The following is a 20,618-nucleotide window of genomic DNA, read 5'->3' as shown; positions in this document are numbered from 1 at the left end:
GGTTGCTGGTCTCGCAGAAGGTAAAACTGATCACGCAAAATGCAGTGTGGATAATTTTTACTCAAAACGGCTGCCACGATCTTGCCGTAATTCAATTTCCGTGGTTCTCTGTCAATGCCCTGACTGGAAGGGGTAAACGGTTGAGACCCGCCATATGCTGGGTGGGACAGCGGCGGGTCTCCCATTTCATCTCTCAGATCAAAACGATTACGGCCAGGTGAAGTAGTAGAATTTGCTGCCCACTGCGCCGAAATAAGCCTGCTCGCCTGAGATAAGGTCGACGTAGTTGCCGTCCTCGTCTTTCGAATAAGCGTTATCGGCCTCGCGCTTGACTCGCGACTTGAGAAACTGGCTCCAACCAACCGCGCTTATCTGTTCGCTGCTGACATCGGTGTCGCGGTCGCCTGCTTTCACAACGACGCCTTCAACGGGATCGAACACCTTGAGTGTGCTGGATGCGAAAGCCTGCAGCATGGCGCAGCCACGGCTGAAATTCATCCGGTCGCACGATAGATCCGCAAGCCACAATTTGAGTTCCCTCATAAAGCTGGCAGATGTGACCTTTGGCGATAGATCGAAGGTCTCTGCCTGTTCGCTCAGGGAAATGCGGCCTGCTTTGCTCACCGTCTCGACCTCGGGGGTAGGGATACAGCGAGCCAATAAGGATGGGTCGATCGTTGAGTGCTGGGGGAGCGATGCGCTGACCGCTTCCTGTTTGCTGATGGCCTTAAGCGCCAGCTCCGTGGAGAAGAGCTGTACGTGTGAACCGAGCCCAGAAACCATGTTTGACTAAATCCTGTCTGCGGCCTGTCGCACGTCATCTGCGCCAAGCCATCACTTCATGCGAAGCGATCATTTTCTGATCTCTTCTCATGAAAAGACCGGTTTTGCCCGTCACGAAACTGGCACAAACCGGTCTAGATTTCTCAACCTGCGCGAAGCTGGATTCTATCAATTCTCCTGGACGGAAACGCCGTTTGGACCGATATTCATTTCGATGCCCTTGGGCTTGCTTTCCTCATGCCAGACATAGGCGCCAAGGCCGATGACTGCGACGACCAGCGCGCCGATAACGAGATAAAGATTATTTGTCCGTGTCATATGGATTCCCCTGCGGTCATAAATGCGCAGCTAAACGGATGAAATCAAAAGAGGTTCCAGTCGCCTAGTAAGCATTTTCCGATTTCAGCAATCGGATCGGCGTGAGAATCAGTATCTTGAGGTCCAGCAGCAGTGACCAATTCTCTATGTAGTAGAGATCATGCGCCGTTCGGTTCTTGATCTTGTCATCATGGTCGATTTCGCCACGCCAGCCGTTGATCTGGGCCCAGCCCGTCACACCGGGCTTGACCTTATGACGTGCAAAATAGTGCTCGACGACCTCGGTATATTTCAGATCGCCCGTCTGCGCGTGGATCGCGTGAGGGCGTGGTCCGACGAGCGAGAGATCGCCCGCAAGAACGTTGAAAAGCTGGGGCAGTTCATCGATCGAGGATTTGCGAAGAAAGCGCCCTACGGGCGTGACGCGCGGATCGTTTTTCGTCACCGCCATCTTGGCCGTCGGGTCGCTCATTTCCACATACATGGAACGGAACTTCCAGATGTTGATCGTTTCGTTGTTGAAGCCGTGGCGCTTCTGCTTGAACAGAACCGGACCCTTGGAGGTCGATTTTACAGCAACCGCTGCTGCCAGCATGATGGGCCACAGCAGCGCAATGCAGATGATGCTGAACACGATATCGAAAGTGCGCTTGGCCACGAAGTCCCAGTCCCGTATGGGTTTATCCATGACATCGAGCATGGGTACGCTGCCGATATGGGAATAGGAGCGGGGCCTGAAGCGCAGTTTGTTGGCGTGGGCGGCGATGCGGATGTCGACCGGCAAGACCCACAATTGGCGAATCAACTCCAGTATGCGTGCCTCCGCACTCATGGGGATGGAAATGATCAGCATGTCGAGCTTCGTCAGCCGTGCAAATTCCACGAGTTCGGCGAATGTGCCGAGTTTGGGATAACCGGCAACAACATCCGGCGAGCGCGCGCTTTTGCGGTCGTCAAAAATTCCGCAGATGCGGATATCGTTGTCATGATGCTCAAGGGAGCGGATCAGTTCTTTGGCGGACTGGCCTCCGCCGACGATGACGGCGCGCCGCTCCATCACGCCGTTTCGGCCCCAATGTCTTATCATGAGGCCGACGATGATTCTTTCGATGAAAAGGAAGACCGCGCTTGCGCCATACCAGATACCAAAGGTCTTCCAGGACAAAATGCCAACGGGCAGGAGGGTGGTCAGCAGGCAGGTAAGCGCGAAGGATGCCAGCAATGCTCCCTGCACACGTGCCATCGTCTGCAGTGCGCGACGAAGGTTCGGTAGCTGGTAGGCATCCGTTAGCTGCAGCATCGTTGCGCAGATGACCGCATTGCAGATGCACATTCCGATCAGCGCCAGCTTCGACGTGATCGCGTCTGGGACCTCAATCGCGTTGACGACGATGCCCATGACGGCCAACACGGCGAACTCAAGAAGGCGCAGTTGGCCGATGACGATGTTGGGTGAATGGCTTGTTGCGCGGAGCTGATTGGCGACCTGGCGAGCGAGTGGATTGAGCGTCACTGGTTGCGGTGCCTGATCTTCACGTTCAGAAGTTGAGCGAGAGAGTTTCTTGCGCAAGCTGTTCAGATCTATCGGATCACTGCCCCCTCCAGCCTTACTCATCTATGACTTTCCGCGTAATCAATTTCGGCGCGATGATGGATACGTGCGTCGGGTTTGACATCAACTGTTCCATAGCCGCACACTATAGCAGCAAATGGTGAATGAACATTACCAATGACGCAAGTTCACGCGCTTCTCTCTGTGGGACTGAGGCACGAACAGGGGGCGGGATACGCAATACCTTTTTTCCCGCAACGGTGAGCCGAAAGACACTGGCTGGCAGTGCCGCTTCGGCCGCAAACTTTGAGACCCGATTCTATTCGGAGGGCGTGGCGGCGAAGCGCCTTGAAACTGTTCAGAAGAACCGCTCCCGCACATAGATCGTATCGCCCGCAATCACGGGCGCTGAGATGATGACCCTGCCCGTGAGGACATTCGCGTTGATCTTGCGCGTAATATCGATGTCGCGCTGGTTGGCGCGGGCCGTGAACCCGCCGGCGACAGCGATGGCATTCTGTGCCGTCATGCCGGGAACGTAGGAATATTGCCCTGGACGACCGACTTCGCCCATGACGAAAACCGGGCGGTAGCGATCGATCTCGATCGTGACATCCGGGTTCTTGAGGAAACCCTGACGTAGCTTCTGCGCAATAGCCGATTCGAGCTGGGAGACGGTCTTGGCTCTGGCCGGAACCTGCCCGACGAGCGGGAATGCGACATAGCCTGCCTGATCGATCGTGTAGGTATTTGTCAGCGCCGCCTGATCGAAAACGGTAACGCGCAAGCGGTCACCGCTATCGAGTCGATAGGGTTGAAGGGCTGCCTCGTTGAAGGCGCGTGGTGCGGGCTTGTACGCCGAGCAGCCGCAGAGCGTCGCCGTGAGGGCGACGAGAAATGCGGACATCAGGCGTGGGGCAGCGAAGGTCATCCGCAATCATGCTCCAAAATCATTCATGAGCCAGTTATCGGCCTGTATGGTTAATGGCCAGTAAAGATCGCAGGTTTCCGTTCCGCCCGAATGTCTTTTTCGCATCCCGCCATCAGCAGCTTAACGCTTGCGTTACCGCCAGCCCGTATGGTCCCGGGCAAGCAGACCAGCTGCCTACAGAAAAGCAGAGAAAACGCCGTGCAGAGAGATGCATCCCATACTGACGACTTGAGTGAAACGCCACAGGAGCGTTTCGTTCTTCCCGTGCATGGGGTGGCGGACTTCCTCTCTATGCGAGGCGCAAAGTCGACCGTTCTCGTCTTGTCGCCAACTGGTGACGACGGGTCCACGGCCAGCGTCATGCTCGCGCGGTCCATGGCGGAGCTCGGGCGCAGCGTGGTGCTGGTCGATATGACGGTATCCGGATGCCCGACACGGCTGATGGCGGCAGAGCCCGACCTGCCAGGAATGGCGGACCTTTTGTTCGGCGAAACGGCGTTCGGCGAAACCATCCATCATGATCGCCTTTCGAATGCCCATATCGTTCCGCAGGGCCTGTCCACGGTGCTGCCTTCCCGCAAGATAACGGAGCGGCTGATGATGATTGTCGGTGCTCTCTCTGATACCTATGACACGGTGCTGCTGGAATTCGGGTCTGCCGATATTTCGGGCGTTCTCCGCCTGATGAAATATGTGGACGCCGAAATTGTTCTGTCCCTGCCTGTCGCCGACGACGAGCGGGCTGACGAGGCGCTTCTGGAACTCGCCACCCTCGGCTACAACGACATCATGACCATGAGCGAACAGTCGTCTCGCGAGCGTTCTGCCGCTTGACGCTCACTTGCTGCGCTTGGGGCCAGCCATCCACTTTATGATGAGCATGGCTGGCAAAATCCAGAGCAAGCCTGAAAAAACGAAATATGCCAGATGCACCCACCAGGGCTGCGTCGCCAGCGTGGCCGACGCGAATGTGGTGGCAATCAGCGCGTAGAGCACCACCAGGCCGATGATGACAATGGTGCCGATGAATGATTTCAGGCGCGTAGGCATACCGTTTCCCGTCTTCTTGATCCGGGCGTCAGTATACAGGCGCGACCCAATGCCGCAAATCTTTATGGCAGGTGGAGGTGGGCCCGGGGCTTGTTTTGCACGATGCGTTGTTGCAAACCAACGCAAAGACTTGTGGAGTGTCAAGAATGCAGGCGAACACGGCGGCGAATGTCGAAACCTCTGTGAAGCAGCGTCGTGAAACGCAGGAGAAGAATCGCCGCCTTCTGCGCGCGTGGCTGCGGGTCGTGCTCTTTACGCTGTTCTGTCTCGTGCTTGTGGGCGGCGCCACGCGGCTGACCGAATCCGGCCTTTCGATTACCGAATGGAAGCCCATCCATGGTGCAATTCCGCCGCTTTCCGTTGCCGAGTGGGAGGAAGAATTCGATCTTTACAAGCGCATTCCGCAATATCAGGAAATCAACAAGGGCATGTCCCTTGATGAGTTCAAGACGATATTCTGGTGGGAATGGGCGCATCGGTTTCTGGCGCGCGCCATCGGCCTGATCTTCGCCCTTCCTCTGGCCTATTTCTGGCTGACGGGCCGGGTTGAGAAGCGCCTGAAACCTGCGTTTATCGGTTTGCTGGCACTTGGCGGGTTTCAGGGCTTTGTGGGCTGGTGGATGGTGTCGTCCGGGCTGGTCAATCGCACGGATGTCTCTCAATATCGTCTTGCCACTCACCTGACGATCGCCTGTCTGATCTTTGCCGGTTGCATGTGGATATTGCGCGGGCTTTCCATGCATTCGGCGCAGGCGGCCAACGTCCAGAAGGGCAGGGGCTTTGCCGCGCTCTTGGCTTGCCTCTGTCTGTTCCAGATCTATCTCGGTGCTCTGGTGGCGGGGCTGAATGCCGGGCTTTCCTACAATACCTGGCCGCTGATGGATGGCTCGCTCATACCTGGTGATCTTTTTCTCCAGCAGCCATGGTGGATCAATCTGTTTGAAAATCCCAAGACGGTGCAATTCGTGCATCGGTTGGGTGCCTATGTGCTTCTGGCCGTCAGCTTGTGGAACATGATCAGCCTGGCGCGGGCTGTGCCTGGAACGCCACACGCGCGCCGCTCCGTCCTGCTTTTTCTGCTCATCTGTCTTCAGGCTGCACTCGGCATCACCACTCTGCTCATGCATGTGGATATTCATGTCGCGCTCGCCCATCAGGGGATGGCCCTTCTCGTCCTCGCCTTTTCCATCGCTCATTGGCGCGGCTTTCTCGGCGAATACCCTTTCTCGGAAGCTGCTGCCGAGCGGCGGTGAGGCCAAGTGCTATCAGTCCTTGAGACGGACATGAAAAAGGCGACGGAAATAACCGTCGCCTTTTTTGTAATGGATATGCGGATGTTTCAGGTCATGCCGAAAGCATGAGTTCCATGTTCTGGACCGCCGCGCCGGAGGCACCCTTGCCAAGATTATCGAGAACGGCGACGAGATTGACATGCTCGCCATTGCCGAACACGTAAAGCTTCATCGTGTCCTGATTGGCCAGTTCCTCTGCATCGATGCGCGAAAGAGACTGGCTTTCAGCAAGCGGAACCACATTGACGATATTCTGCCCGGCATAATGCTCGACAAGCGCGGCGTGGATCGTCTCGACTGTTGCGCCGTCCTTGAGATTTTCAATGAAGAGCGGCACCTGAACGATCATGCCTTGCGGGAAGCGACCGACGGAAGGTGAAAACAGCGGTGAGCGATCAAGCTGGCCGTGAATCTTCATTTCCGGAACGTGCTTGTGCTTCAAGGTCAGGCCATAGAGAAAATTGTTGGCGCTGATCGCGTCTTCGCGGCTTGGGTCTTCCATCTGCGCAATCATTTGCTTGCCACCGCCGGTATAGCCGGAAACCGCATTCACACTCACGGGGTAGCCATCCGGCAGAATGCCGGACACGCGCAAGGGGCGGATGAGGCCGATGGCACCGGTGGGATAGCATCCGGGATTGGCGACGAAACGGGCTGAACGCACTTTCTCTGCCTGTGCCTTGTCCATTTCGGCAAAGCCATAGGCCCAGTCCTGATGCGTCCGGTAGGCTGTGGACGTATCGATGATGCGAACCTTGTTGTTGCCCTCCACCATGGACACGGCCTCGCGCGATGCGTCGTCCGGAAGGCATAGAATGGAGATGTCCGCACCGTTCAACATATCTTCCCGCATGGCGGTATTGCGCCGCTCTGCCTCGGGGATGGACAGCAGCTCGATATCGCGGCGGTCGGCAAGGCGTGTGCGAATTTGCAAGCCAGTCGTGCCGTGTTCGCCATCGATGAAGATTTTTGCTGTCATGTCCTTGTCCTGATTTTAAAGAGATTGGGGAAACGTCGGTGTCGGATCAACAGGCCGCCTGTTGCGCGTCAGCCGCCTTTGGCAAGCCGCTCTGCCCGCAGGCCAAGCATATACATCGCAACCGTCGCTCCGGCAATGGCGGTAATATCCGCGTGGTCGTAAGCGGGTGCCACCTCAACCACATCAACGCCTCTCAGATCGAGACGTTGAAGACCGCGCAGAATGGAAAGCACCTTTGCGCTGGTCGGACCGCCCGCAACGGGCGTGCCGGTGCCGGGCGCGAAAGCGGGGTCGAGGCAATCGATATCGAATGTGAGGTAGGCCGGACGTCCGCCGGTGCGCCTGATGATCAGCGCAGAAATATCGGCTGCCCGCATGTCTTCCAACTCATAGCCATGAAGAATCTGGATTCCGCAATCGTCTGGCGCATGTGTCCGGATGCCGATCTGAATGGATCGATCGGGATCGATAAGCCCCTCGCGGACAGCGCGCGCCACGAATGAGCCGTGGTCAATCCGCCTGCCGTCATCGAACCATGTGTCCTGATGTGCATCGAACTGGACGAGTGCAAGAGGACCGTGTTTGGCAGCGTGTGCCTTGAGCAGGGGCCATGTAATGAAGTGATCGCCGCCAAGCGTCAGCAGGAAATCTGCCGCTGAGAGGATGGCGCTTGCTTCTTTCTCGATCGTTTCAGGCGTCTGCCAATGGTTGCCATAATCCAAAAGGCAATCGCCGTAGTCGATGGTCGGCATGTCGGCGAAGAGATCCCGATTGAAGGGATATTGCGGATCATTGTCGAAAATGGCCGAAGCGCGCCGTATGGCCTGAGGACCGAACCGGGCACCGGGCCTGTTGGAGGTGGCCGCATCAAAAGGGATGCCCCAAACCACGGTCGAAGCGCCGCTCAGCTCCTTGGTCAAGCGCCGCCGCATGAAGGAGAGTGCACCGGCATAGGTCGGGTCGCTGGCGGCAGAGGTGAGGGAAGCGCCGGTAAAAGCATGGTCTATGGATGTTGACGGCATGAAATCCTCCGCGGTTGCGACAACGCGCACACGACCTGCATACCCCAAATAATGCCTGATTTGAATGATCAACGCCGTGGACAAGCAAACCTGCCGCGCTTTACGGGCAAACAGGCTTGCGATAAACCGTTACCATTGGTTGTGCTTTTGGTTTTTTATTATGAATTATCGGCCTGAAATTGACGGATTGCGTGCCGTCGCTGTCCTTGCTGTCATCCTCTCCCATGCAAATTTTACCGCATTCGGCGGAGGATTTATCGGGGTCGATGTCTTCTTCGTCCTCAGTGGATATCTCATCACCAGCATCATTCTGGAGGAGTATTCTCGCGGCGATTTTTCTCTTGCGCGATTTTATCAGCGGCGGGCCAAGCGCATTTTGCCCGCCCTGTTTTTCATTCTGGCCTGTTCGGCGGCTGTGGCCTGGTTCTGGCTTTTGCCGGGCGCATATGAAGACTTTTCAAAAAGCCTGATGCTGACGGCGCTTTCCGTTTCAAATTTCTACTTTTTGAAAAAGACCGATTATTTTGCTGCCGACGCGGCAGAGGTGCCGCTTCTTCACACATGGAGCCTGGGCGTTGAAGAGCAGTTTTACCTTCTGTTTCCGCTGCTCTTTCTGTTCAGGCTGCGGATACGCACGATCTTCGCCGTTGTTGCGGCTCTGGCCGTCGCCAGCTTGATTGCCAGTGAAATAGGCGCTTGGCGGTTTCCCTCCGCCAATTACTATCTTTTGCCGACAAGGGCCTGGGAGATACTGGCGGGCTCTCTCTGTGCCTTCTATCTGCAGGGCAGGGCACGGCCGAAGAATGGTTATCTTGCGACCCTGGGCCTCGTCTGCATAGCCTGCGCGATCTTTCTCTTCGAACCCTCCACGCGCGTTCCTTCTCTTGCTGCGCTTCTGCCCGTTGGTGGGACGATGCTGCTCATCCTCTGTTCCCATGAGAAGGACTTGGCAGGACGGCTTCTCTCCCAGTCACCTTTGGTCTGGATCGGCCGCATCAGCTTCAGCGCCTATCTCTGGCATCAACCGGTTTTTGCTTTCTCGAGAATCAGAAGCCTGGAGCCACCAACGCCTGTGATGATGCTCGGCCTGATCGCTCTAGTGTTCGTTCTTGCCGCGCTAAGCTGGCGCTTTGTCGAGCAGCCTTTCCGGCGCGCGCAACCTGGCGGGCGAAAGATATTTACGACGGTTGCGGCGGGCCTTGTCGCATTTGTCGGTTTCGGTGTCTGGGGTGCGCAGGATGGTTTGCCGTTCAGAGTGGACCCGAAGGTGGACAGTTTCATGGATGCCGCGACGTGGAGCGGCAAATGCCTGTTCCAGATTCGTGATGGATTACCCTCGCTTCCCGACAAAAAATGCTCATTCAATACGGAGAGCGCGCAAAAGACCTATGCAGTCTGGGGCGACTCTATTTCTGCTGCCATCTCACCGGCACTGGTTGATAAATTGCGGGAGCGGAACGTTGGATTGGTTCAGCTGACCCACGGCCATTGTGCCCCGATTGTCGATGTCTGGAATGCCCAGAACGATCAAGCGGTCAATTGCAGCGAGTTCAACCGGCGCGCCATGGATTATCTGTTGGCAAGCAAGGTCGAAGTCGTCGTCATGGCGGCTTCGTGGGTCAATTTTTTCGGATCCGGCTATATGTCCGTGGATGGAAAGCCAATGCGGGACTCGGAGCTGACCGTTCCGGTGCTGGCCGATAATCTGAGGGAGACCATGGAAAAGCTTGAACAGGCTGGCAAGCGTGTCGTGCTTGTCTATCCCACGCCACGCTTCAAGAAATCCGTTGCGGAAGTCATGGCGGCAAACATCATCAAGGGCGATGACACGCCGGATTTCGCTTATCCCGTCTCACGCTTCAAGGCAGAGACAGCACGCGCATACGCGGTTCTCGATACAGCTGCCGATACCAAGATCGAAAAGGTTCTGCCGGAATCACTGTTCTGCGAAGCTGGCGGTGCCGCGTCCTGCTACTTCGGGCGCGATGGCGTGGCTTTCATCGCAGACAAGAGCCACTACACGCGCAAGGGTGCCGAACTCGTGGTGGATCGCATTCTGGATGAAATCGAGGACGATCGCCCCGCAGAGGGCAGCGCTTCGCTCAGCCCTTGAGACATTGGCCTCATTCCATCTTCGGCCCGTAACGGCCTTGTCACAAACAAAAAGGCGGAGCCGAAGCCCCGCCTTTTCGAACATCGTATCGATGAAGCGATTAACGCTTGGAGAACTGGAAGGAACGGCGAGCCTTGGCCTTACCGTACTTCTTACGTTCAACAACACGGCTGTCGCGAGTCAGGAAGCCGCCCTTCTTCAACACGCCACGAAGGCCTGGTTCGAAGTAGGTGAGAGCCTTGGAAAGACCGTGACGAACGGCACCAGCCTGACCGGAGAGGCCACCGCCAGCAACAGTCGCGATGATGTCGAACTGACCAGCGCGAGCAGCTGCAACGAGCGGCTGCTGCAGGATCATCTGAAGAACCGGACGTGCGAAATACGCAGAGAAGTCACGGCCATTGATGATGATCTTGCCAGAACCAGCCTTGACCCATACGCGGGCGACGGCGTTCTTGCGCTTGCCGGTCGCGTAGGAACGGCCGAGAGTGTCAACCTTGCGGACGTGTACGGGAGCCGAAGCTTCCGATGCCGGGGCGAGGTCTTTCAGAGAGGAAAGATCGGCCATTATCAGGCGCTCCTTGTGTTCTTGCTGTTCAGCTGTGCCACTTCGAGAACGACTGGCTGCTGTGCTTCATGCGGATGGTTGGAACCGGCGTAAACGCGGAGGTTCTTCATCTGGCGACGGCCAAGAGGACCACGCGGAATCATACGCTCGATAGCCTTCTCGAGAACGCGCTCCGGGAAGCGGCCTTCGATGATCTGGCGAACTGTACGTTCCTTGATGCCACCTGGGTAACCGGTGTGCCAGTAGTACTTCTTGTCGGAGTACTTCTTGCCGGTGAAAACGCACTTTTCAGCGTTGATGATGATGACGTTGTCGCCGTCGTCAACGTGAGGTGTGTAGGTTGCCTTGTGCTTGCCGCGCAGGCGGGTTGCAACGATGGTGGCGAGACGACCAACAACGAGGCCTTCGGCGTCGATGATGACCCACTTCTTCTCCACCTCAGCAGGCTTCTGAACGAAAGTAGACATTCTTTTCACTTTCTTTTGGACCCGTCACACTCAAACGAAGTATGCGGGCGTTTCTTGTTGCTTGAGGCTTGGCGCATGCGCGAAAGCCGGAATGACCGTATTTCCGGGGAAATTCTGTCTGGCGTGCTTATATTCCGGGAGTGAAATGCCGTCAACGGCCTGAAAAGTTGAGGCTGCAAAAATAATCGTTTAAAAACATATGATTATCTGTGTGGTTTCATAATACCACACGAAATTGCGTGAAATTCAGCCAAGCCGCATCACAAGAACACCCAGCGCGATGACGGCCGCCGCGACATATCGCCAATGGCTCGCGCTTTCCTTGAGGATGAAAACCGAGATGGCTACGGCAAAAAGAATGGATGTTTCCCTGAGTGCCGCGACGACGGCAACCGGGGCTTTCGTCATTGCCCAAAGCGCAAAACCATAGGACAGGATCGAGCCGCATCCTCCCGCGAGTCCGCGCAACCAGTTTCGCCTGACATGGTTTGCGACCGGGGCCCAGCCGCGCTGATAAAAGGCCCAAGAGAAAAGAAGCGCTGGCGGCAGCAGCGACATCCATAACGTATAGGACACGGGATTTGACGACAGGCGAGCGCCGACGCCGTCTACGAATGTGTAGCCTGCAATCACCACGGCGTTCGCCAGTGACAGGATGATGGCACGCCGACCGCCGCGCCTCGCTTCAAAGGCAAGGGTGAGAATGCCCGCCGAAATGATGATGATGCCGGCCAGCGCTGCCGGGCTAACGGCTTCACCCAGAAGGAGATTGCTGGCTGCGGCGACGATCAAGGGCGCGACCCCGCGCATGATCGGGTAGACGAGGCTGATATCCCCTGCCGTATAGGCGGCTGCGACGAGGCGAAAGTATAGGAATTGCAGCACGGCCGACGCAAACAGGAAGGGGACGGCAGCGGCACCCGGAAGCGGCAGAAACGGCAGGAAGGGGATGGAGCAGGCGGCGGCTCCCGCTGCGATCAATGTCGCGTCGAGCGCCTTGTCGCTGCCGGCTTTTACCAGGGCGTTCCAGCTGGCGTGCAGCAGTGCACCCAGCAATACCAGAAACAATACATCAATCGGCATGGCAACCTGAGTCTCTAATGACATCCCGTTCTTACGGCTTTCCTGCAGCCAAGTCGCGGGAAATACAGTCAGGGAACGGCAAAAATTCTCCGAAGCATCCAGGTGGAACGCCAATTCTCAATGTGTATGCAACTTTTGATTTAGCCGGACGTTTCAGCCTGGATGTTCGGCGATTTGACCGTTTTCAGCCGCTGAGAAATTTTCAATCGATTCGTGCCGATTGATATGAAGAAAAATTGAGTTTTTTGAGATAGTTTTAAGGTCGAAAGGCGGTGTTTCCGCCGGCTCTACCAGTGACCGACCGCGCCATTACGGTCCCCGCATGTTTTCTAATGTAACTATAAGTAGTTGCTAAATTGTACATGAACAAATATGGTACATATGTGGTACAAGTAATGACTAGCCCAGCAATTTGCGCAGGCTTCGTGATCGGCTCGGCTTTTGCGAAGCAACGTCTCTTTGATAAAAAGCTTTCGTTGATGGAAGTGAGCGCGGATAATGACTGCATCGGAATGAGGAGCACCGAAATGAATCATGATGCCTACGAAGACGACCATATCGCCAGGATCCTGTCGGAAACGAAAACCATCGCGTTGGTGGGGGCGTCGCCGAATCCTGCTCGGCCGAGCTACCGGGTCATGGAATTTCTTCTCTCCGCAGGATACCGCGTCTTCCCCATCAATCCGGGGCATGAGGGCAAGGAGATACTCGGCCAACATGTCTTTGCCAAACTTGCCGATATTCCCGTTTCAATCGACATGGTCGATGTCTTCCGTGCGGCGGAAAACCTGCCTTCCCTTGTCGATGAGGTTATTCTGCTGACGCCGCGGCCGAAAGTTGTCTGGGGACAATTGGGTGTAAGGCACGACGATGCTGCGGCAAAAGCCGAGGCTTATGGCATAGACGTGATCATGGACCGCTGCCCGGCAATTGAGCATCCGCGTCTCAAAATTAGCTGATAGTTAGCACAAGTCGCACTTATCATTTCACGGTGAGGCTCTATGCTTTGCCGTAGCCGCGAGAGGCGAAGAAAAGATATTGGAGGGACACATGTCAGAGAACAATCCGGGGTTTTCCACGCTGGCCATTCACGCCGGTGCAGAACCTGATCCGACGACCGGCGCGCGCGCCACGCCGATCTACCAGACCACGGCCTATGCGTTTCGTGATTCCGACCATGCCGCCGCTCTCTTTGGTCTCAAGGAGTTCGGCAACATCTATACGCGCATCATGAACCCGACCCAGGCCGTGCTCGAAGAACGTGTCGCGGCACTGGAAGGCGGCACGGCAGCCTTGGCTGTGGCGTCCGGTCACGCGGCGCAGATGCTGGTATTTCACACGCTCATGACCTCTGGCGATAACTTCGTAGCCGCAAAACAGCTCTATGGCGGATCGATCAATCAGTTCGGCCATTCCTTCCAGAATTTCGGCTGGCAGGTGCGCTGGGCCGATGCTGCTGATCCGCAAAGTTTCGAAAGCCATATCGATGAGCGGACCAAGGCGATCTTCATCGAAAGCCTTGCCAATCCGGGCGGCACTTTTGTCGATATCGCCGCCATTGCCGAGGTTGCCCACAAGCACGGGCTCCCGCTCATTGTCGATAACACCATGGCGAGCCCCTATCTCCTGCGGCCAATCGAACATGGCGCTGATATCGTTGTCCATTCGCTCACGAAATTCCTGGGCGGTCACGGCAACTCCATGGGCGGCATCATTGTCGATGGCGGCACGTTCGACTGGTCTGCGAGTGACAGATACCCGGCGCTTTCGCAGCCCCGCCCGGAATATTCAGGCGTTGTCCTGCACCAGACCTTCGGCAATTTCGCATTTGCGATTGCTGCGCGTGTCCTCGGTCTGCGTGACCTTGGACCTTCGATTGCGCCATTCAACGCATTCCTCATCCTCACAGGTATCGAAACATTGCCGCTTCGCGTCCAGCGCCACTCGGACAATGCTTTGGCTGTGGCAAAGTGGCTCAAGGCACATCCAAAGGTGGGCTGGGTCAATTATGCCGGTCTGGAAGACAGCCCGAACCATGTCCTGCAACAGCGTTATTCTCCAAAGGGAGCGGGCTCGGTCTTCACCTTTGGCGTCAAGGGCGGATATGCGGCTGGCAAGACATTGGTGGAAGGTCTGCAGCTGTTTTCGCATCTTGCCAATATCGGCGATACGCGCTCTCTCGTCATTCACCCGGCCTCCACAACCCATGCCCAGTTGACGCCGGAACAGCAGACTGCGGCCGGTGCCGGCCCCGATGTCGTGCGCCTGTCCATCGGCATCGAAGACGTGAAAGACATCATTGCAGATCTCGAGCAGTCGCTCGCCAAGGTCTGATAAAGCAGAAAGGTCGCCCATGACGCATATTCTCAACTTCAAGTCAGAGGGCGACCTCGCCGCCGTGCAGCCGGAAGAAGGCGCACCCGCACCCGGACGGTTGATCTCCGGCGACCCGAAATTCACCACATGGAATCTGGAAGAAGCTTCCGGCGGAATCTATGCCGGCATCTGGCAATCGACGCCCGGCAAGTGGCGCGTCGACTATGACGAGTGGGAGTATTTCCACATTCTCGAAGGCCACTCCATCCTGACGGAGGAGGGCGGTCAGCCCGTACATCTCAGGCCCGGAGACCGGCAAATCATCCGTCCGGGCTTCAAGGGTACATGGGAGGTCGTTAAGACGACCCGCAAGGACTATGTGATCAGGCTGTAGCTCTCAGCGCAGCCTGTCACCAGGCCAGATCCAGCCGCTCCAGCCCGTGAAAATGATAGACGTCCTTGACCCTTGGCTTCTTGTCGATGCGAAGTCCGGGCAATCGCTTGAAGAGCAGCGGCAAGGCAATGTTGAGTTCCAGCCGCGCAAGCGGCGCGCCGATGCAGAAATGAATGCCCGCACCGAAGGAAAGATTTGGCGCTTCGGCACGCTCGGGCTTGAAGACCAACGGCTCGGTAAATTTCGCGGGATCGAGGTTGGCGGCGGCCAGAATGAGGCTGACCTTATCGCCTCGCTTGAACGGGATGCCGTCTATCTCTGTAGGCTCCAATGCCCACCGTTGGAAGATGTGGACCGGCGCACAAATCCGCAGCGTCTCTTCAACAGTCCTCTCAGTCGACTTCCCGTCCTGAAACAGTGGCGCCGGGTCTTTTCCGCTTTCCAGAATGACACGCACGGAATTGCCGATCTGGTGAACGGTGGCCTCGTGGCCCGCATTCAGCAGAACGATTGTCGTGGATATCAGCTCGTCATCGGTCAGATACTGGCCCTTATGCTCAGTGTGGATCATATGGCTGAGCAGGTCGTCTTTCGGCTCCCTGCGACGTTCCTCGATGATGCTGCGGACATAATCGGCGAATTCCCTTGCGGCCTGATCGGCGGCAACCTCGTCCTCACGCGTTCGCTTGAACATGTACATGCCAACATAGGCATGGGACCATTTCAGCAGTTGCGGCCCCATCTCTTCGGGAATGCCGATCATCCGCGCAATCATCGTTACGGGGATGATGTCGGCGAAAGACGATAGCAATTCCGTCCTGCCGTCCTGTTCGAAGCGGTCGATCAGCCCATGCGCCAGCGCTTCGATTTCCGGCTTCATCTTTTCGACATGGCGCGACACGAAAGCCCGGTTTACCAGCGTGCGAAGTCTCGTATGTTCGGGCGGTTCGATTTCCAGCAGCGAATGACGCTCGGCAGCATCGAAATGGCGGGTATGTTCGCAGGGCGGTGCCAGGCACAGTTCTTCACGGCTTGCGATGTGGAGTATCTGCCGACCAAAGCGGCGGTCCCGCAGAAGCGCGTTGACGTGGTCATAGCCTGTGAAGAACCATTGCTTCTGTTCTTCCCAGTAAAAGGTTGGGCATTGCGCGTGCAGCGCTGCATAGACGGCGTTGGGGTTGCCGTAAAAGCCGGGGTGACGGGCGTCGAGCGAAACCGAACGTCTGGATGTATCGATGCGGAGGAAATCGGGCATGTCTGTCATGGCCGATTTCTATCGCAAAGCCTTACGCCGGGGAAGTCCCTCTAGTCGCCGACAGCAACGCCTTCCCGGCGAGGATCGGCACTGCCAACGAGGCCGGTGCCGGTGATTTCGATGGCGTGGAGACCTGAATTCATCTCTCCCGGCTTTACGTCATATCCCAGAGCTTTCAACGGCGCTGCGAATTTTTCCGCGTCTGTTCCGGCCTCGATATCATAGGTACCGAAACGATTGATGAGGTGAGGCTGCGCGACGATCTGTTCTACAGGCATTCCCCAGTCGATATAGGCGACCAGCGCCTGTGCGACATAGCCGATGATCTGGCTGCCACCGGGAGAACCGATGGCGAGAAGCGGCTTTCCGTCCTTCATGACGATTGTTGGCGCCATGGAAGAGCGTGGCCGTTTGCCGGGTTCGACGCGGTTGGCGACGGGCAAGGCACCATCATGGGTCTTGAAGGAAAAATCGGTCAACTCGTTGTTCAGGAGAAAACCATTGGTCATGAGGCGCGAACCGAAGCCGCTCTCGATGGTCGTGGTCATCGACACGACATTGCCCTGCTTGTCGACAATCACGAAATGGCTGGTAGAGGGCATCTCCAGCGTCGGGCCGCGGCCGAACAGCAGGGCGTGGTCCCACTCCGGTTCCCCGGCCTTGACGGCTGCGCCATCAAGTGCACGGCCCCCATCCATGAGCGATGCGCGGGTCCCGAGATAGGTCTTGCTCAACAGTCCCTTGATCGGCAGCGGAGTGAAATCGGGATCGGCGACATAGCGTTCGCGGTCGGCAAAGGCCAGCCGCTGGGCATCGCCGATCATTCTCCAGCTTTCAACATTGTCGGGACCCAGTGCCTTGATGTCGAAGTTTTCGAGAATGCCGAGCATCTGGCCGATGGCCACGGCACCGGAGGAGGGCGGGCCCATGCCGCATATGTCGAGGCCGCGATAGGCCGCGCAGACGGGCTCACGCTCCTTGATGCGGTAATTTGCAAGATCGGGCAGGGACAACACGCCCGGATTGCCCGCTGCTTCCCGGACGGTCTTGACGATGGATTGAGCCAAAGGACCGCTGTAAAACGCATCTGCGCCCTGTTGCGCAAGCGTTGTCAGCGTCTGCGCATAGTCCGGATTCTTGAGGATGCTGCCAGCCTTGAGCGGGGCTCCGGCCGCGTCAAAGAAATAGGTTCTGGCCTGATCGTTTTTCTTGAGCCTGTCGCCTTCAGCCGCGATCAGCGAGGCAAGGCGGGGCGAGACTGCAAAGCCGTCCGTCGCAAGCGCTTCTGCGGGTTTCAGCAAATCGGGCCAGGGTTTCGTGCCCAGCTTTTCGTGCACATCCGCCAGAAGCCGCACGGTGCCCGGGGTGCCGACCGAGCGCCCGCCAATCACGGCATCCATGAACTTCATGGGTTGTCCGCTGCCGTCCAGAAAGAGCTTCGGCGTCGCTTCCATGGGCGCGGTTTCGCGTCCGTCGAAGGTCGTCATCCTGTTTTTTGCGGCGTCGTAATAGACAAGGAAACTGCCACCGCCGAGACCGGAGCTCTGGGGCTCCACAAGGCCGAGCACGGTTTGTACCGCCACCATTGCGTCGATGGCGTTGCCGCCTTCGGCAATCACCTTTTTCCCGGCTTCTGCCGCAAGTGGATTGGCAGCCGCGACCATGAAATTCCGGGTCTCAACGCGGCTGGCGGCCTTCGTGCCTGTTGATCGCTCCGGCGCAAGCAGATCCGAGGCCTGCTGGGCGACGGCGGGTCCTGCCAGAAGCGCTGCGGATACCAAAAGGCCGGTAAAGAACCTCACATGCATGACGTAACCTCCGTTGCCGAAGCACCCATGATGGGAGCGACAGCACATGAAGGTCAAGCCAAAGGCTTATCTTTTGGCAATGTGGGCGATGCGGGCGAGTGCGGCCACCTGACGATCGGCGTTGTTATCGCAGGGATCTTCGTCACGATCCGTCGCGGGCACGACGATATTGATCGAGCCTTCACGGACCACGGTCCGGTTGCGGCCTTCCTTCTTTGCGCCGTAAAGTGCGCGGTCAGACATCGTCAGCATCGTGTCCAGCTGGGCTTCGGCGGCGATCTGGCAAAACACACCGGCACTGACCGTGGGAGAGAATTGCTTGCCATCCGCAACAACTTCCATGCGGCTGAACTGTATCCTGATGGCCTCGGCAAGGATGGCAACCTTCGAGGGATCATCGGTCTCCACGAGGCAACCGAACTCCTCGCCGCCCATGCGAATGATGGCGCCTTGACCATCGGCAATGACGCTCGCCAGTGCGCAAAAGCGGATCAGGACATCATCGCCGCACTGGTGCCCGTATTCATCGTTGATCTTTTTGAAATGGTCGACATCGAAAAGAATGAAGCCGATGTGCTTCGATGTTCCCGCCAGTCTTGATTTCAAGGCGTCGAACGTCTGGATCAGGCCTCGACGGTTCAAGGTGCCGGTCAGGTGGTCCGTGATCGTCAGCTTGTGCAGCCTGCGCTCGGAGTCTTCCATAAACATCTTGACGCTGATCATCATCAGAATGGTGAAGCCAAGCGCTCCAACAACAGCGGTCGGCAGGGTCAACGGCACGATCCGGCCCGATGCCATTGTATAGGGAACCACGATGCAGGCCGCAGCCGCACCCGCAAACGCCTGCACGACAAGCGCGCCCGCAAGCACCTTGCGCGTCTTCGAGATATACTCCCTGGACGTCATGAGCACGCCCGCCAGCATGAAATAGCCGATGCCGGCACATACATGGTGAAGAATAACCCGTGCGCCAATATTGTCACGCACAGCAGGAAGGAACATGAAGGCAATCCAGACGAGGGGCGGGATCGCGACCCAGCCTTCGACCTTCCTGCTCTCCAGCAGCAACAGGCCCATGATCCAGAAGCTGAAGCCCATCAGAGCCGAAATATTGGCAAGCTGTATCGAAATGAAATCGGGGATCAGGCCGCGAAGGCCAACGAGGATGGCTCCGAGGCCGACGAGCGCAAAGCCCATCGAAAAACAAAGATGGTGTCTCTTGGACGTATTATGCAGCCACAGGACAGCAAGAACCGCCGAAAGTGTCAATGTTTCCATTGACCAAAGTAACATGCCCGTCTTGGCGTCGAACACTGACCTAACCCCGTTTGTCTAGTTGCTTTTGGATGGCTGCATGGCATATCTGCGGCTATACGTATGTCCGTTTTCAGGTAGCGAACGGTCGTAACAGCCATCACACAACGATAATGACGAAAAACATTTCGGCGGTACTATCTTCATGAATAGCTAAGAAGTGGTTTCTACCTGACGTTACGAGAGCCGCTTTGCAAATAAACATTCTGGGTTTAACCAATGGTTGACCACATTTATCTTTCGGCGTTGATGACGCAGCGTGCTGAACGAAAGCCGGTGGTGCCCGATGCCGTGGCGCGCTAAGGCGGCAGGAAACATTTGCCGGTGCGTCATTAAGGATATCCGCCACCTGAGTCTTGAAGAACCGGGCAATGACACTCTATGTAGAGAGTAGACGAATAGAATTGATTCCGGGTGCGAATGCTCCCGGGTAAGAGTTGACAAAGGACGGACATGACAAATCCAGTTGATACCGCCATGGCTCTGGTGCCGATGGTCGTAGAGCAGACCAACCGCGGCGAACGGTCCTATGACATCTATTCGCGCCTTCTCAAGGAACGCATCATCTTCCTCACCGGTCCGGTCGAAGATCACATGGCATCGCTCGTTTGCGCACAGCTGCTGTTCCTGGAATCGGAAAATCCGAAGAAGGAAATCGCGCTCTACATCAATTCGCCAGGTGGCGTCGTTACCGCAGGCATGGCAATCTACGATACGATGCAGTTCATTCGCCCTGCCGTTTCAACGCTTTGCGTCGGTCAGGCCGCTTCCATGGGTTCGCTTCTTCTGGCGGCCGGTGAGAAGGGCATGCGCTTCTGCACGCCGAATGCCCGCATCATGGTTCACCAGCCGTCGGGCGGCTTCCAGGGACAGGCATCGGATATCGAGCGCCATGCACGCGACATTATCAAGATGAAGCGTCGCCTCAATGAAGTCTACGTGAAGCACACGGGCCGCACGCTCGAAGAAGTTGAAAATACGCTTGACCGTGACCACTTCATGGATGCCGACGAGGCGAAGAACTGGGGTGTCGTCGACAAAATCCTGACATCGCGTCAGGAAATTGAAGGCGCCACAGCAGGCTGATAAAGGCGCTTTTGGGTTCCGGTTGCAAACCCCGACTTCAAATTCGGGGTTTAATCCGAAAAATAAAGCGCTAATAGTAGATATTAAGGCTGTGTTGAATTTTTATGACATAGCATGGGTCAATCCAACAAAAGCCGTAATTGGGTTTGGGATTGGTACAGAAGCAATATGCCGAGGCGTTGCCGCTTCGGAGTTGAAAGGGGAATTCGTTGCCGCCGCTCGTCAGACGACCATCTGATGCGGTTAGTACCCCGGGAACGAGGCAGACATGGATGCTTATGGGAAGC

General features: G+C 56.8%; 22 protein-coding genes. 9 read left to right on the top strand and 13 right to left on the bottom strand.

The features are described from left to right. Window positions 1–207 precede the first annotated feature (207 nt). The 4 genes from QRN85_RS13790 to QRN85_RS13775 all read right to left on the bottom strand — a co-directional run bounded on the left by QRN85_RS13790 (window position 208) and on the right by QRN85_RS13775 (window position 3,584). Window positions 208–783 carry a hypothetical protein gene (locus tag QRN85_RS13790; protein WP_284758743.1) on the bottom strand — a complete coding sequence of 192 codons (576 nt, stop codon included), beginning with the start codon at window positions 781–783 and terminating at the stop codon, window positions 208–210. A gap of 168 nt (window positions 784–951) precedes the next feature. Continuing rightward, the gene (locus QRN85_RS13785) at window positions 952–1,101 is read right to left on the bottom strand and encodes a hypothetical protein (protein WP_112963693.1); all 150 of its coding nucleotides are present in this window, start codon (window positions 1,099–1,101) and stop codon (window positions 952–954) included. 64 nt (window positions 1,102–1,165) lie between these two features. Further along, window positions 1,166–2,716, bottom strand: a complete 1,551-nt coding sequence (locus QRN85_RS13780; RefSeq protein ID WP_284758742.1) for an undecaprenyl-phosphate glucose phosphotransferase — start codon at window positions 2,714–2,716, stop codon at window positions 1,166–1,168. Window positions 2,717–3,011: 295 nt separating this feature from the next. Then, the gene (locus tag QRN85_RS13775; protein WP_062589446.1) at window positions 3,012–3,584 is read right to left on the bottom strand and encodes a polysaccharide biosynthesis/export family protein; all 573 of its coding nucleotides are present in this window, start codon (window positions 3,582–3,584) and stop codon (window positions 3,012–3,014) included. A 198-nt stretch (window positions 3,585–3,782) separates the two neighbouring features. Here QRN85_RS13775 and QRN85_RS13770 point away from each other — a divergent pair, with 198 nt between their 5' ends. After that, window positions 3,783–4,418, top strand: coding sequence for a tyrosine-protein kinase family protein (locus tag QRN85_RS13770; protein ID WP_284758741.1), 636 nt, complete (start codon window positions 3,783–3,785; stop codon window positions 4,416–4,418). A gap of 3 nt (window positions 4,419–4,421) precedes the next feature. On the opposite strand, the gene QRN85_RS13765 is transcribed toward QRN85_RS13770, so the two are convergent. After that, complete coding sequence (locus QRN85_RS13765) at window positions 4,422–4,634, bottom strand: DUF2842 domain-containing protein (RefSeq protein WP_062589448.1); 213 nt, start codon at window positions 4,632–4,634, stop codon at window positions 4,422–4,424. Between the two features lie 146 nt (window positions 4,635–4,780). Between QRN85_RS13765 and QRN85_RS13760 the strand changes: the two genes are divergently transcribed. Further along, window positions 4,781–5,887 (top strand): COX15/CtaA family protein, encoded by a 1,107-nt coding sequence (locus QRN85_RS13760; RefSeq protein WP_284758740.1) that lies wholly within the window; start codon window positions 4,781–4,783, stop codon window positions 5,885–5,887. 91 nt (window positions 5,888–5,978) lie between these two features. On the opposite strand, the gene argC is transcribed toward QRN85_RS13760, so the two are convergent. Together argC and speB are read right to left on the bottom strand one after the other, a co-directional pair. Then, window positions 5,979–6,905 (bottom strand): N-acetyl-gamma-glutamyl-phosphate reductase, encoded by a 927-nt coding sequence (argC, locus tag QRN85_RS13755; protein WP_062589450.1) that lies wholly within the window; start codon window positions 6,903–6,905, stop codon window positions 5,979–5,981. Between the two features lie 68 nt (window positions 6,906–6,973). Further along, window positions 6,974–7,927 (bottom strand): agmatinase, encoded by a 954-nt coding sequence (speB, locus tag QRN85_RS13750; RefSeq protein ID WP_284758739.1) that lies wholly within the window; start codon window positions 7,925–7,927, stop codon window positions 6,974–6,976. Between the two features lie 160 nt (window positions 7,928–8,087). Here speB and QRN85_RS13745 point away from each other — a divergent pair, with 160 nt between their 5' ends. After that, window positions 8,088–10,040, top strand: coding sequence for an acyltransferase family protein (locus tag QRN85_RS13745; RefSeq protein WP_284758738.1), 1,953 nt, complete (start codon window positions 8,088–8,090; stop codon window positions 10,038–10,040). Between the two features lie 100 nt (window positions 10,041–10,140). Here QRN85_RS13745 and rpsI read toward each other — a convergent pair whose 3' ends face one another. The 3 genes from rpsI to QRN85_RS13730 form a co-directional block, all read right to left on the bottom strand. Continuing rightward, complete coding sequence (gene rpsI / locus QRN85_RS13740) at window positions 10,141–10,608, bottom strand: 30S ribosomal protein S9 (protein WP_062589454.1); 468 nt, start codon at window positions 10,606–10,608, stop codon at window positions 10,141–10,143. Between the two features lie 2 nt (window positions 10,609–10,610). Further along, complete coding sequence (gene rplM, locus QRN85_RS13735; RefSeq protein WP_062589455.1) at window positions 10,611–11,075, bottom strand: 50S ribosomal protein L13; 465 nt, start codon at window positions 11,073–11,075, stop codon at window positions 10,611–10,613. 246 nt (window positions 11,076–11,321) lie between these two features. Next, window positions 11,322–12,158: an EamA family transporter gene (locus QRN85_RS13730; RefSeq protein WP_284758880.1), complete on the bottom strand. Its 837-nt coding sequence runs from the start codon at window positions 12,156–12,158 to the stop codon at window positions 11,322–11,324. Window positions 12,159–12,175: 17 nt separating this feature from the next. Here QRN85_RS13730 and QRN85_RS13725 point away from each other — a divergent pair, with 17 nt between their 5' ends. From QRN85_RS13725 to QRN85_RS13710, 4 genes are all read left to right on the top strand, one after another. Continuing rightward, complete coding sequence (locus QRN85_RS13725) at window positions 12,176–12,382, top strand: hypothetical protein (protein WP_284758737.1); 207 nt, start codon at window positions 12,176–12,178, stop codon at window positions 12,380–12,382. A gap of 303 nt (window positions 12,383–12,685) precedes the next feature. Further along, on the top strand, window positions 12,686–13,117 hold the full coding sequence (locus tag QRN85_RS13720) for a CoA-binding protein (protein ID WP_284758879.1): 432 nt from the start codon (window positions 12,686–12,688) through the stop codon (window positions 13,115–13,117). A gap of 91 nt (window positions 13,118–13,208) precedes the next feature. Next, the gene (locus tag QRN85_RS13715; RefSeq protein WP_284758736.1) at window positions 13,209–14,492 is read left to right on the top strand and encodes an O-acetylhomoserine aminocarboxypropyltransferase; all 1,284 of its coding nucleotides are present in this window, start codon (window positions 13,209–13,211) and stop codon (window positions 14,490–14,492) included. A gap of 19 nt (window positions 14,493–14,511) precedes the next feature. Continuing rightward, on the top strand, window positions 14,512–14,868 hold the full coding sequence (locus QRN85_RS13710; RefSeq protein ID WP_284758735.1) for a cupin domain-containing protein: 357 nt from the start codon (window positions 14,512–14,514) through the stop codon (window positions 14,866–14,868). Between the two features lie 16 nt (window positions 14,869–14,884). On the opposite strand, the gene QRN85_RS13705 is transcribed toward QRN85_RS13710, so the two are convergent. From QRN85_RS13705 to QRN85_RS13695, 3 genes are all read right to left on the bottom strand, one after another. Beyond that, window positions 14,885–16,132 (bottom strand): cytochrome P450, encoded by a 1,248-nt coding sequence (locus tag QRN85_RS13705; protein WP_284758734.1) that lies wholly within the window; start codon window positions 16,130–16,132, stop codon window positions 14,885–14,887. A 41-nt stretch (window positions 16,133–16,173) separates the two neighbouring features. After that, a complete protein-coding gene (ggt, locus tag QRN85_RS13700) occupies window positions 16,174–17,931 on the bottom strand; it encodes a gamma-glutamyltransferase (protein ID WP_284758733.1) in 1,758 nt (585 codons plus the stop codon). A 66-nt stretch (window positions 17,932–17,997) separates the two neighbouring features. Continuing rightward, window positions 17,998–19,209: a GGDEF domain-containing protein gene (locus QRN85_RS13695; RefSeq protein WP_284758732.1), complete on the bottom strand. Its 1,212-nt coding sequence runs from the start codon at window positions 19,207–19,209 to the stop codon at window positions 17,998–18,000. 489 nt (window positions 19,210–19,698) lie between these two features. Between QRN85_RS13695 and clpP the strand changes: the two genes are divergently transcribed. Further along, window positions 19,699–20,331, top strand: coding sequence for an ATP-dependent Clp endopeptidase proteolytic subunit ClpP (gene clpP / locus QRN85_RS13690; protein WP_062589462.1), 633 nt, complete (start codon window positions 19,699–19,701; stop codon window positions 20,329–20,331). After that, on the top strand, window positions 20,309–20,569 hold the full coding sequence (locus QRN85_RS13685) for a hypothetical protein (RefSeq protein WP_113221431.1): 261 nt from the start codon (window positions 20,309–20,311) through the stop codon (window positions 20,567–20,569). The genes clpP and QRN85_RS13685 overlap by 23 nt, the downstream gene beginning before the upstream one ends. Window positions 20,570–20,618 lie beyond the last annotated feature (49 nt).

The organism is Agrobacterium sp. fls2-241-TYG-188a (genome assembly GCF_030209845.1).
This window is presented reverse-complemented; position numbering and strand designations above follow the sequence as displayed.

Excerpts from the sequence above, each read along its gene's own strand:
- QRN85_RS13710 (WP_284758735.1), top strand. The coding sequence starts at position 14,512 with ATGACGCATATTCTCAACTTCAAGTCAGAGGGCGACCTCGCCGCCGTG.
- QRN85_RS13785 (WP_112963693.1), bottom strand. The coding sequence starts at position 1,101 with ATGACACGGACAAATAATCTTTATCTCGTTATCGGCGCGCTGGTCGTC.
- QRN85_RS13765 (WP_062589448.1), bottom strand. The coding sequence starts at position 4,634 with ATGCCTACGCGCCTGAAATCATTCATCGGCACCATTGTCATCATCGGC.
- QRN85_RS13725 (WP_284758737.1), top strand. The coding sequence starts at position 12,176 with ATGACATCCCGTTCTTACGGCTTTCCTGCAGCCAAGTCGCGGGAAATA.
- QRN85_RS13695 (WP_284758732.1), bottom strand. The coding sequence starts at position 19,209 with ATGGAAACATTGACACTTTCGGCGGTTCTTGCTGTCCTGTGGCTGCAT.
- QRN85_RS13705 (WP_284758734.1), bottom strand. The coding sequence starts at position 16,132 with ATGACAGACATGCCCGATTTCCTCCGCATCGATACATCCAGACGTTCG.
- QRN85_RS13780 (WP_284758742.1), bottom strand. The coding sequence starts at position 2,716 with ATGAGTAAGGCTGGAGGGGGCAGTGATCCGATAGATCTGAACAGCTTG.
- clpP (WP_062589462.1), top strand. The coding sequence starts at position 19,699 with ATGACAAATCCAGTTGATACCGCCATGGCTCTGGTGCCGATGGTCGTA.
- ggt (WP_284758733.1), bottom strand. The coding sequence starts at position 17,931 with ATGCATGTGAGGTTCTTTACCGGCCTTTTGGTATCCGCAGCGCTTCTG.
- argC (WP_062589450.1), bottom strand. The coding sequence starts at position 6,905 with ATGACAGCAAAAATCTTCATCGATGGCGAACACGGCACGACTGGCTTG.
- QRN85_RS13730 (WP_284758880.1), bottom strand. The coding sequence starts at position 12,158 with ATGCCGATTGATGTATTGTTTCTGGTATTGCTGGGTGCACTGCTGCAC.
- rplM (WP_062589455.1), bottom strand. The coding sequence starts at position 11,075 with ATGTCTACTTTCGTTCAGAAGCCTGCTGAGGTGGAGAAGAAGTGGGTC.
- QRN85_RS13745 (WP_284758738.1), top strand. The coding sequence starts at position 8,088 with ATGAATTATCGGCCTGAAATTGACGGATTGCGTGCCGTCGCTGTCCTT.
- QRN85_RS13715 (WP_284758736.1), top strand. The coding sequence starts at position 13,209 with ATGTCAGAGAACAATCCGGGGTTTTCCACGCTGGCCATTCACGCCGGT.
- QRN85_RS13760 (WP_284758740.1), top strand. The coding sequence starts at position 4,781 with ATGCAGGCGAACACGGCGGCGAATGTCGAAACCTCTGTGAAGCAGCGT.
- rpsI (WP_062589454.1), bottom strand. The coding sequence starts at position 10,608 with ATGGCCGATCTTTCCTCTCTGAAAGACCTCGCCCCGGCATCGGAAGCT.
- QRN85_RS13775 (WP_062589446.1), bottom strand. The coding sequence starts at position 3,584 with ATGACCTTCGCTGCCCCACGCCTGATGTCCGCATTTCTCGTCGCCCTC.
- speB (WP_284758739.1), bottom strand. The coding sequence starts at position 7,927 with ATGCCGTCAACATCCATAGACCATGCTTTTACCGGCGCTTCCCTCACC.
- QRN85_RS13720 (WP_284758879.1), top strand. The coding sequence starts at position 12,686 with ATGAATCATGATGCCTACGAAGACGACCATATCGCCAGGATCCTGTCG.
- QRN85_RS13790 (WP_284758743.1), bottom strand. The coding sequence starts at position 783 with ATGGTTTCTGGGCTCGGTTCACACGTACAGCTCTTCTCCACGGAGCTG.